Source organism: Pseudomonas sp. NPDC089407, from assembly GCF_044900445.1.
Taxonomy (GTDB): domain Bacteria; phylum Pseudomonadota; class Gammaproteobacteria; order Pseudomonadales; family Pseudomonadaceae; genus Aquipseudomonas.
In genome coordinates this window covers 25,593-35,428 of the sequence record NZ_JBJDNB010000053.1, presented here as the reverse complement: position 1 = coordinate 35,428, position 9,836 = coordinate 25,593, and the positions used below count along the sequence as shown (strand labels likewise).

The 9,836-nt window shown below is 64.1% G+C and carries 10 protein-coding genes and 1 riboswitch; of the genes, 8 read left to right on the top strand and 2 right to left on the bottom strand.

All coding sequences use genetic code 11. The annotated features are described in order from the left end of the window. Positions 1–246 precede the first annotated feature (246 nt). From ACI2KG_RS27975 to ACI2KG_RS27950, 6 genes are all read left to right on the top strand, one after another. A complete protein-coding gene (locus tag ACI2KG_RS27975) occupies positions 247–1,413 on the top strand; it encodes a DUF1624 domain-containing protein (protein WP_404664116.1) in 1,167 nt (388 codons plus the stop codon). Between the two features lie 28 nt (positions 1,414–1,441). After that, a riboswitch (cobalamin riboswitch) is annotated at positions 1,442–1,641 on the top strand. Positions 1,642–1,751: 110 nt separating this feature from the next. Continuing rightward, positions 1,752–2,762: an ABC transporter substrate-binding protein gene (locus ACI2KG_RS27970; RefSeq protein WP_404664115.1), complete on the top strand. Its 1,011-nt coding sequence runs from the start codon at positions 1,752–1,754 to the stop codon at positions 2,760–2,762. Further along, on the top strand, positions 2,762–3,778 hold the full coding sequence (locus tag ACI2KG_RS27965; RefSeq protein WP_404664114.1) for a FecCD family ABC transporter permease: 1,017 nt from the start codon (positions 2,762–2,764) through the stop codon (positions 3,776–3,778). The genes ACI2KG_RS27970 and ACI2KG_RS27965 overlap by 1 nt, the downstream gene beginning before the upstream one ends. Next, a complete protein-coding gene (locus ACI2KG_RS27960; RefSeq protein ID WP_404664113.1) occupies positions 3,775–4,563 on the top strand; it encodes an ABC transporter ATP-binding protein in 789 nt (262 codons plus the stop codon). The genes ACI2KG_RS27965 and ACI2KG_RS27960 overlap by 4 nt, the downstream gene beginning before the upstream one ends. 17 nt (positions 4,564–4,580) lie before the next feature. Then, entirely contained in the window at positions 4,581–5,015 is a 435-nt protein-coding gene (locus ACI2KG_RS27955) for a pseudoazurin (protein ID WP_404664112.1), read from the top strand. After that, entirely contained in the window at positions 5,012–6,349 is a 1,338-nt protein-coding gene (locus tag ACI2KG_RS27950) for an OprD family porin (protein WP_404664111.1), read from the top strand. The genes ACI2KG_RS27955 and ACI2KG_RS27950 overlap by 4 nt, the downstream gene beginning before the upstream one ends. Before the next feature lie 139 nt (positions 6,350–6,488). Here the strand turns inward: ACI2KG_RS27950 and ACI2KG_RS27945 are convergent, their stop codons facing one another. Beyond that, positions 6,489–6,803, bottom strand: coding sequence for a hypothetical protein (locus tag ACI2KG_RS27945; RefSeq protein ID WP_404664110.1), 315 nt, complete (start codon positions 6,801–6,803; stop codon positions 6,489–6,491). Between the two features lie 132 nt (positions 6,804–6,935). Continuing rightward, positions 6,936–7,433, bottom strand: coding sequence for a GNAT family N-acetyltransferase (locus tag ACI2KG_RS27940; protein ID WP_404664109.1), 498 nt, complete (start codon positions 7,431–7,433; stop codon positions 6,936–6,938). A gap of 131 nt (positions 7,434–7,564) precedes the next feature. Between ACI2KG_RS27940 and ACI2KG_RS27935 the strand changes: the two genes are divergently transcribed. Together ACI2KG_RS27935 and ACI2KG_RS27930 are read left to right on the top strand one after the other, a co-directional pair. Continuing rightward, the gene (locus ACI2KG_RS27935) at positions 7,565–8,044 is read left to right on the top strand and encodes a hypothetical protein (protein WP_404664108.1); all 480 of its coding nucleotides are present in this window, start codon (positions 7,565–7,567) and stop codon (positions 8,042–8,044) included. A 117-nt stretch (positions 8,045–8,161) separates the two neighbouring features. Next, on the top strand, positions 8,162–9,655 hold the full coding sequence (locus tag ACI2KG_RS27930; RefSeq protein WP_404664117.1) for a diguanylate cyclase: 1,494 nt from the start codon (positions 8,162–8,164) through the stop codon (positions 9,653–9,655). The last annotated feature ends 181 nt before the right edge of the window (positions 9,656–9,836 follow it).

Genomic DNA, 9,836 nt, shown 5'->3' with positions numbered 1-9,836 from the left:
GACACAGGGTTGCCTTCTTCGCGGGACAAGCCCGCTCCCACAATGGCCATTGTTCTCTGCGAGACAGCGCAGCCCGGAAGGGCTGGGTGATCTCCTGCAAAGGACTGCGTCTGTGCTGTGCCTGTGTAGGAGCAGGTTCACCCGCGAAGAGGCCCGCACTGCCAACACAAAAACCACTACCAACCCCTGATCAATTAGTTATAAGATAACGTTTCACTTGACATCAATTCCCATCAGCGACCCTCCATGACAAGCGCCAGCGCCACCCCTACCCTGCTTACCCAGCGCCTGCAGAGCATCGATGCCCTGCGCGGCCTGGTGATTCTGTTCATGCTCCTGGACCACGTCCGCGAGACCTTCTTCCTGCACCGCCAGGTCAGCGACCCAATGGCCATCGACACCACCGAGCCGTCGCTGTTCATCAGCCGCACCCTGGCCCACTTGTGCGCGCCGGTGTTCGTCCTGCTGACCGGTCTTTCGGCCTGGCTGTACGGCGAGAAATACCAGGGCCGTGGCGATGTCTCGGCGTTTCTGTTCAAGCGCGGGCTGTTCCTGGTGGTGCTGGAGTTCACCTTGGTCAACTTTGCCTGGACCTTCCAGTTGCCGCCCAGCGTGATCTACCTGCAGGTCATCTGGGCCATTGGTATCAGCATGATTGCCCTGTCGCTGCTGGTATGGTTGCCACGCGCCGCGTTGCTGGCGCTGGGGGCGGTGATCATCGCTGGCCACAACCTGCTCGACAGCCTGCACTTTGGTGTGGAATCGGCCCTGCATGTGCCATGGGCGATCCTGCATGACCGCGGCTGGCTGGAATGCTCCGACAGCCTGCGCCTGCGCACCTCGTACCCGGTGCTGCCGTGGATAGGTGTCATCGCCCTGGGCTATGGCCTGGGCCCGTGGTTTGCCCGTGGCAGCGAGGCCGGGCAGCGTCAGCACCGCCTGCTGCTGGCCGGGTTGCTCGCGCTGCTGGGCTTTGTCGTACTGCGTATGCTCAACGGTTATGGCGAAGCACCGTGGAGCGGCTACCCCACCTTCACGCAAACCCTGATGAGCTTCTTCAACATCACCAAATACCCACCGTCGCTGCTGTTCCTGGCGCTGACCCTGGGCTGCGGCCTGCTGTTGCTGCGCGCCTTCGAACGCGCCGGCCAGGCACGCTGGATCAGCGCCCTGGCGGTGTTCGGTGCGGCACCGATGTTCTTCTACCTGCTGCACCTGTATGTGCTGAAGCTGCTGTACCTGGCCAGCGTGGCTCTGTTCGGCCTCAACCACGGCGACTACTTCGGCTTCGACGGCATCGCCGGGGTGTGGCTGGGTGCCGTGCTGCTGGCAGTTTCGCTGTACCTGCCGGTGCGCTGGTTTGCCCAGCTGAAACAGCGCCGTCGCGACATGCGCTGGCTGAAGTACTTCTGAAAAGCGTTTTCACCCGGCGGCGCGATGGTCTACCATGCGGGCCGCCGGTTTCCACCACGGAATTAATAGGGAATCCCGGGCCCGTCCTTTCGGGCCAATCGGAACTGCCCCCGCAACTGTAGGTGCCGAGCCTGCTCCATCGATGCCACTGGGTATAACTGCCCGGGAAGGCCGGAGCCGGGCCGTGACGCACCAGTCAGGAGACCTGCCGGCCTACATTCACCAACCGGCGGGGTGTCCGGGATTGGCCATCAGTGTTGCCCCTGCCGCCAGCGGGGGCGCGGCGATGCCTGTCCGTGCGTTCATTCCGTGAACTGTCCGATAGGAGATCGCCCAGCATGCTGCCCCGTTTCGCCACCCTGCTCGCCGGCCTCGGCCTCACCGGCCTGGCCCAGGCTGCCGCCACCCACTACCCGCTGACGGTCGACAACTGCGGCAAACCGCAGACCTTCGCCCAGGCGCCGCAGCGCGCGGTCACCATCGGCCAGGCCGGTACCGAGATGCTCTACGCACTGGGCCTGGGCGACAAGCTGGCGGGTACCTCGCTGTGGTTCAACAACGTGTTGCCCGAGTACCAGGCGGTGAACGCCAAGGTGCCGCGCCTGGCCGACAACGACCCCAGCTTCGAGGCGGTGGTCGGCAAACGCCCGCAGCTGGTGGCGGTGCAGTTCGAATGGATGGTCGGCGCCCAAGGCGTGGTCGGCACCCGTGAGCAGTTCGATGAGCTGAAGATCCCCACCTACTTGTTGCCCTCGGACTGTGAAGGCAAGGACAACCTGGTCGGCGCCGACGGCACCCGCCTGCAGGCGTTCCAGGTAGATAGCATCTACAAGAGCGTCAGCCAGCTGGCGGAAATCTTCGACGTGCAGGCGCGTGGGACGGCACTGAACGCCGAGCTGAAAGGCCGCCTGGACGGCGCCAAGGCGCAGCTGGCCGGCAAGGACCTGTCGGCCACGTCGGCACTGTTCTGGTTCTCCAGCGCCGATCTGGATATCGACCCGTATGTGGCGGGCCGCCAGGGTGTCGCCGACTTCATGCTGCGCACCCTGGGCGTGCGCAACGTGGTCGAATCCAGCGAGGAATGGCCAACCGTAGGCTGGGAAACCCTGGCTAAGGCCAACCCGACCTGGCTGATCATCGCCCGCATGGACCGCCGCCGCTTCCCCGCCGACGACTACCAGAAGAAACTGGCATTCCTGCGCAGCGACCCGGTCACGCGCAACATGGACGCGGTAAAACACGACCGCATCATCATCCTTGATGCCGACGCCATGCAGGCCGGCATCCGCCTGTTCACCGGGCTGCAGACCTTGTCCACAGCCTTCGTCAGCGGTAAAGCAACCCCGTGATGACGCGCCTGTTACCCTGCATCGCAGTTGCCCTGGCAGCCTTGCTGGTCGCCCTGCTGGCCGGTACTGCCATCGGCGAAACCAACCTGCCGCCCAGCGTAGTCGGCCAGGTACTGGCCAACCACCTGTGGCAGGCCGGTTACCCAGTCGACCCGATCGACGCCGGCATCGTCTGGAACTACCGCCTGACCCGTAGCCTGGTCGCGGCGGCTTGCGGTGCTGGCCTGGCCACGTGCGGGGTGATCCTGCAGGCGCTGTTGCGCAACCCCTTGGCCGAACCCTACCTGCTGGGGCTGTCTGCCGGTGCCTCGACCGGGGCCGTACTGGTCGGCCTGCTGGGGCTTGGTAGCCTGGCCTTGAGCATGTCTGCCGGGGCCTTCATCGGCGCCCTGGCCGCCTTCGCCCTGGTGCTGGTGCTGGCCCGCGCCGCTGGCCCGAGCAGCAACAATGCCCAGGTGATCCTCGCCGGGATCGCCGGCTCGCAACTGTTCAACGCCTTGACGGCGTTCCTGATCACCAAGTCGGCCACCGCCGAGCAGGCACGCGGCATCCTGTTCTGGCTGCTGGGCAACCTCAGCGGCGTGCGCTGGCCTTCGGTGTGGCTGGCGGTGCCGGTGGCGTTGTTCGGTTTGCTGGTGTGCCTGTGGCATCGTCGTGCGCTGGATGCGTTTACCTTCGGCACCGATTCGGCAGCTTCGCTGGGTATTGCGGTGCGGCGCACCCAATTGCTGCTGATCAGCTGTGCGGCACTGGTGACGGCAGTGATGGTGTCCATCGTTGGTGCCATCGGTTTTGTCGGGCTGGTCATCCCTCATGCCCTGCGCCTGCTGCTTGGGCCCGGGCACAGCCGCCTGCTGCCCGCCAGTGCGCTGGGCGGCGCGTTGTTCCTGATTGCCGCCGATATCCTTTCGCGCACACTGATCAGCGGCCAGGTGATCCCGGTGGGTGTGGTCACTGCCCTGATCGGTGCACCGGTGTTCGCGCTGATCCTGGTCAGCCGCCGGGGGCGCCCATGACGGTCATGACCGCTGTCGCCATTGCGCCACTCAGCTGCCAGGGCCTGGGCCTGCAACTGGCCGGCAATCCAGTACTCAACGGTATCGACCTCAACGTGGTTGCCGGCGAAACCCTGGGCATCGTCGGCCCCAACGGCTCTGGCAAATCGTCGCTGCTGAAGTTGCTCGCTGGCCTGCGCAAGCCGGCCAGCGGCCGTGTGCAGTTGATGGGCGAGCCACTGGCCCAGATGCCCCGCCGTCGTGTTGCCCAGACCCTGGCGCTGGTCGAGCAACAGGCCGACACCCTCGATGCCATCAGCGTGTTCGACGCGGTTGCCTTGGGGCGCACGCCGTGGCTGTCGGCGCTGGCACCGTTCTCCCGCGCTGACCGTGCCATCGTCGAGCAGGCGCTGGCCGACCTTGATGCCTTGCATCTGCGCACACGCCTGTGGGGGTCGCTGTCCGGTGGTGAGCGCCAGCGCGTGCACATCGCCCGCGCCTTGGCCCAGCGGCCGCAAGTGCTGCTGCTGGACGAGCCGACCAACCACCTGGACATCCAGCACCAGCTGAGCCTGCTGCAACAGGTACAGGCGCTGCCGGTCACCACCCTGGTGGCCCTGCATGACCTCAACCAGGCGCTGACTTGCGACCGTGTCGCGGTGCTCGACAAAGGCCGCCTGGTCGCCCTTGGTACACCGTTCAAGGTGCTTACCCCCGAACGCCTGCTGAGCACCTTTGGCGTTCACGCCCGCTACCTCACCGACCCTTTCGACGGCGCGCGCATCCTGCGCTTTCGCGCCCCCTGAACCAGGAAGTTCCGCCCATGCTGTTGCGCCCTGTCGCCCTGCTGCTTGCCAGCACCCTGCTTGCCCCTGCCGCGTTGGCCGAAGTGCATGAAGTAAAAATGCTCAACCGCGGCAGCGACGGCGCCATGGTCTACGAACCGGACCACCTGCACATCGCCCCCGGCGACAGCGTACGTTTCCTGCCGACCCAAAGTGGGCACAACGCCGCCAGCGTGGCGGGCCTGCTGCCCGCCGGGGCCGAACCGTTCAAGAGCAAGCTGAACCAGCCGTTCGAACAAACCTTCAAGGTACCGGGCGTATATGGCATTCAGTGCACTCCACACCTGGCGATGGGCATGGTGATGGTGGTCCAGGTGGGTGACGCGACGGCTGCCGAACTGCCCGCCAGCTTGCCGGCGCGGGCAAAAACCCGGTTCGCAGCGCAACTGCAGAAACTTGAGGCAGGCCAGTGAGCCGGCTCTGGTTGACGCTACCCCTGCTGGGGTTGGCACCCTTCGCCCTGGCCGACTCGGCCCAGTCGCAAAGCAACGGTTTTGTCGAGGACGGCAACTGGAGCATCCTCAACCGCAGCGTGTTCGACCAGCGCGACTACAAGCACGGCGGGCGCAACAGCGCTGCGCGCAACGCCTACAAGCCGCGCAACGAACGTAATGGCAAGGCCGAGGAATGGGCCTATGGCTTGATGGGCAGCTTCCAGTCCGGCTTCACCCAAGGGTTGATAGGGGTCGGCGTCGATGCCCACGCCTACCTGGGTGTACAACTCGACAGCGGCGGTGGGCGCGCGGGCAAGGCACGCTTGCTGGGCGTCGATAACGACGGGCACCCGAAAAACGAATACAGCCGTGGCGGCGCGGCGGTAAAGCTGCGCCTGTCCAATACCGTGTTGTCCTACGGCGAGCAACGGGTCAAGACCCCAGTGTTCAGCTCCTCCGACAGCCGCCTGCTGCCCGAGACCGCCACCGGTTTCTTCCTCACCAGCAACGAATTCGACACCCTCAAGCTGGTGGCCGGGCACTTCAACGAAAGCACCGACCGCAACGCCTCAAGCCACGATCAGGGCTTTGTGGTGAACTACTCCAACGGCCGCCAGGGCAACAGCTTCGACCTGGCCGGCGCCGTGTGGAACCCAAGCGCCGCACTGAGCGCCAGCCTGTACACCTCGCGCTATGAGGACAGCTGGAACCAGCACTACCTGGGCAGTACCCTCAGCCATGCGCTGGATGCCCAACGCAGCGTCAGCCTGGACCTCAACCTTTACCGCACCACCGACACCGGCAAGGCGCTGTCCGGGCGTATCGACAACACCACCTGGAGCCTGGTCTCGCGCTATAACCAGGGGCCACACGGCTTCAGCCTGGGCTGGCAGCAGGTGGACGGCAACACGCCATTCGACTATGTAACGCGGGGCGCGATCTTCATTGCCAACGCAGTGCAGATGTCGGACTTCAACGCGCCGAACGAAAAGTCGTGGCAGGCGCGTTATGACCTGAACATGGGTGCCTACGGCGTGCCAGGCTTGAACTTGACGGCATTGTACGTGCGCGGGTTCGACATCGATGGCACCCATGTCGACCCCAACGGCGGGTATGCGTACCTGGGGTATGGCAAGGGTGGCAAGCATTGGGAGCGCGACCTGGAAGCACGTTACGTGGTGCAGAGCGGCAAGGCCAAGGGCACCACGTTTTCACTGAGGCATAACGTACACCGGGGGAATACGGCGCAGGCGGAGCTGGATGGGGACCAGATTCGGCTGGCGGTGGAATGGCCGATATCGGGCGGGTTCTGATAGACCGCGCTGCCTGGGTTGGGGCTGCTTTGCAGCCCATTCGCGGCACAAGGCAGCTCCCACATTGATCCGCATAGGCAGGGCTTTTGTGGGAGCGGCCTGGTGCCGCGAATGGGCCGCACAGCGGCCCCCGGTTCCATCAGGCAACCGAGCTTCCCGCAGGTAACAACCCCCACTGCGCACGCTCCTGCACACTCATCGCTGCCACCACCTCGGCAAACGCACGCTCCAGCGCCGGACTGACATGGCCAAAAGCCCGGTAATGCGTCAGCAAGTAGCGCTCCACGGCCCTTGGCCAGAGCCTTTCCTTATGCGCCGCCTTGATGAGGCCCTTGGCGTGGTGCGGCTTTGCCCCACGCCACAAGGCCATCAACCGGCGCTCGAAATCTTCATAGGTCCACGGGTCTGTGCGGTCGTCGAACTCGTCCAGCAGTTTGAGCCTGTAAAGGGCCATGTATGCCATCGTGAAACTCCCCCCTGATGCCATGAAATAATCGTGCACAGAGGAAGTTAAGCAAGGCGTAGCGCCATGGAAATGAACGTGTAGATCACGCGCAAAGCAACGCTGTAGGCGCTTTCCCACAATTCAGCCCAGCCGCAGCTGCATGTGTGTGGTTTGCCAGACCGGGTCTTGCTCCACATCCACCACAGCAAACCCTTGCCGCTCCCAGAACGCAATCGCGCCCGGCAGAAACGGATGCGTATGCAGGTACAGGCAGCCGATGCCCGCCTGTACCGCACGCGCGCGCAGTGCATTGAACAGCGCGGCAGCCAGGCCATGCCTGCGGTAGGCCGGCAGCACGAACAGGCGCACCACTTCGACCACCCGCTCTGCGCGATAATCAAGTTGGGCAAAACGGTGGTCATAGGGCAGGTAACCGATCACCGCTACCAGTCGCCCGTCATCGCGGGCCTCCAGGAAGCAGCCCTCACCCTCCAGGTAGGTTTCGGCGAATTGCGCCAGGTCACGCGGCAACGGCGCGTTGGCGAGCATCGGGAACAGCGCGCGACGGGCGCTGTCGACAAACGCCAGCACTTCGGCAATGGCATCGCGCGGCACAGGTTGCAGGGTCCAGTTCGGCATCAGGCACTTGGCAAGGGTTGGGAGGCCAAGGTTCTACCGCAGCAGGCCGCTCAAGGCAAATCACAGGGCTCGTCGCGGCCTGGCAGACATCGGTATAATCGCCAGCCTTCACTGCCCGACCAGGCCACGCCATGCCTCGCTTCCAGAAGTTGTTGTTGCCGCTGTTGATGATTGTTGCCCTTGCCGCCTGCGACCAGAAGCCCTCCCGTGAAGAACAGATCCTCGCCCAGCTGCCGCTGCAGGATGCCTACACGCACAACATCGAACGCATGGCCGAGCTGCTCGGCCGCACGCACCCGCGGCTGTCGCAAGCCACCATCCAGGAGGTGCTGCGCAAGCACCTGACAGTCGAAGACCAGCGCCAGGACCTGTTCCGCCTGTACAGCGAAAAGAATTTCAGCGACGCCGAATTCGCCAGCATCGTCGCCGCCACCCAGGACCCGGCCAAGGCCCGCGCCCTGGAAGACACCGAAGACGGCAAGCGCCTGAGCGAAAAGCTCACTGCGTTGATGCGCGAGACTGCCCGCGATGTAAAGGTGCAAGCCCTGGTCGAGCAGCGCATGCAGCAGGTGGAAGACGAACTCAACGCGCTGGACAAGTCCGGCTCTTGAAACGTGGCCGACAGGGTCATCCCTTTTCGTAGCCCTCTTTTGATTACCCGAGGTCAGGGATTGCGCCTGGATCTACGTACACTCATTCTGGTGCTCTGCGCCCTTACCGCCGTGGTCATGCTGTGCGCCAGCTATTTCGCCAGTTACCGGGTGCAGCGCCAATTGCTGATCGACCATGCCCTGGAAGCCAACCGGGTGTATGCGACCAAGCTGGCCAGCATCACCGAAACCTTCATCGCCAATGCCTTGCAGCAGCTGACGTACAGTGCCAGCGTACAAGGCCGGCAACAGAGCGACGCCGCTGCACTGCAGGTAGAGACCGACCGCGTGCTGGGCCAGAGCATGGCCTTCAATTCCACATTCGTGGTCGATGCCAACGGCGTGTTGCTGGCGATATCCCCTGCCCCGCTACGCCACTTGGTCGGCAGCCTCGTGCAAACACCAGGCGCTCAGGAGGCACTGCGCGAACAGCGTCCGCTGGTTTCCACACCCTACCTGTCGGCTGCCAAAAATCTGATAGTGGCACTGTCACAACCCATTTTCGACAGCAACGGCCGTTACCTGGGGTATGTCGGCGGTAGCCTGTACCTGCGTGAACGCAACATCCTCAACAGCCTGTTGGGCGAACACTTCCACCAGGACGGCTCGTACCTGTATGTGGTCGATCGCAACCGCCGTCTGCTGTACCACCCCGACAGCCAGCGGGTGGGCACGGTGGTAGAGGGCAACGCGCTGATTGACCAGCTGGCGACACTGACCAGCGGCACCCGGCAACTGAGCAACAGCCTGGGCGTGGAAGTGCTCGCCGGTTACGCCACCGTCCCCAGTGCCGGCTGGGGCATCGTGGCACAGCAGCCGTTGGCGCAAACGATCATGCCGCTGAGCCCGCTGATCCAGAATGTGGTGGGCACCTCTGTCCCGTTGGCACTGGTAGGCTGCCTGCTGCTCTGGTGGCTGGCAATGACCATCGCCCGGCCACTCTGGCAACTGGCTGCCGGTGCCCGCTCGATGGACCGGGTTGGCACCGCCGAGCGCCTGCATCGGGTGCGGGCTTGGTACTTCGAGGCGGCAGAACTCAAGCGCGCCTTGTTGTTTGGCCTGAATTTGCTGCAAGAGCGCATCGGCCGGCTCAACCGTGATGCCCAGACCGACCCGTTGACCGGCCTGGGCAACCGCCGCAGCCTGGAACTCAACCTGTCGCTACTCGAAGCCGAAGGCCGGGCATTTTCGGCCATTGTGCTGGATATCGACCATTTCAAACGGGTCAATGACAACCACGGGCACGAGGTGGGCGACCAGGTGCTGCGCCGGCTGGCAGAGCTGATGCGCCGTTGTTGCCGCGAAGGTGACCTGCTGTGCCGCACCGGGGGTGAGGAGTTTCTGATGCTGCTGCCGGGGGCCAGCCTGGAGGTGGCGGCAGTGGTGGCCGAACGGTTGCGGGTGACGGTGCAGGATACGCCGGTGGAGCCTGTTGGGGCAGTGACGGTTTCACTGGGGGTGGCGCGCTGGGATGGCGAGGCAGGTAGCGAGCCAGGGGAAATATTGAGTGAGGCTGACCGAGCGCTCTACCGGGCCAAGCAGGCGGGGCGTAATCGGCTGGTGATTGCCTGAGTCTGGCGAGTAACCTGTGGGAGCAGGTTCACCCGCGAAGAGGCCGGAACAGACGATGCACAGTTCAAGGCAAGCCCATTGCCACATGAAGAATATGAACCTAACTGGTTGTAACAGTCCTTGTCATAAAACTGCAGTGTTTCAGTCATAGGATTGACCCCAACCTGACATTTTCATTTCA

Excerpts from the sequence above, each read along its gene's own strand:
- ACI2KG_RS27945 (WP_404664110.1), bottom strand. The coding sequence starts at position 6,803 with ATGGCCCTTTACAGGCTCAAACTGCTGGACGAGTTCGACGACCGCACA.
- ACI2KG_RS27955 (WP_404664112.1), top strand. The coding sequence starts at position 4,581 with ATGCTGTTGCGCCCTGTCGCCCTGCTGCTTGCCAGCACCCTGCTTGCC.
- ACI2KG_RS27935 (WP_404664108.1), top strand. The coding sequence starts at position 7,565 with ATGCCTCGCTTCCAGAAGTTGTTGTTGCCGCTGTTGATGATTGTTGCC.
- ACI2KG_RS27975 (WP_404664116.1), top strand. The coding sequence starts at position 247 with ATGACAAGCGCCAGCGCCACCCCTACCCTGCTTACCCAGCGCCTGCAG.
- ACI2KG_RS27970 (WP_404664115.1), top strand. The coding sequence starts at position 1,752 with ATGCTGCCCCGTTTCGCCACCCTGCTCGCCGGCCTCGGCCTCACCGGC.
- ACI2KG_RS27965 (WP_404664114.1), top strand. The coding sequence starts at position 2,762 with ATGACGCGCCTGTTACCCTGCATCGCAGTTGCCCTGGCAGCCTTGCTG.
- ACI2KG_RS27940 (WP_404664109.1), bottom strand. The coding sequence starts at position 7,433 with ATGCCGAACTGGACCCTGCAACCTGTGCCGCGCGATGCCATTGCCGAA.
- ACI2KG_RS27930 (WP_404664117.1), top strand. The coding sequence starts at position 8,162 with ATGCTGTGCGCCAGCTATTTCGCCAGTTACCGGGTGCAGCGCCAATTG.
- ACI2KG_RS27960 (WP_404664113.1), top strand. The coding sequence starts at position 3,775 with ATGACGGTCATGACCGCTGTCGCCATTGCGCCACTCAGCTGCCAGGGC.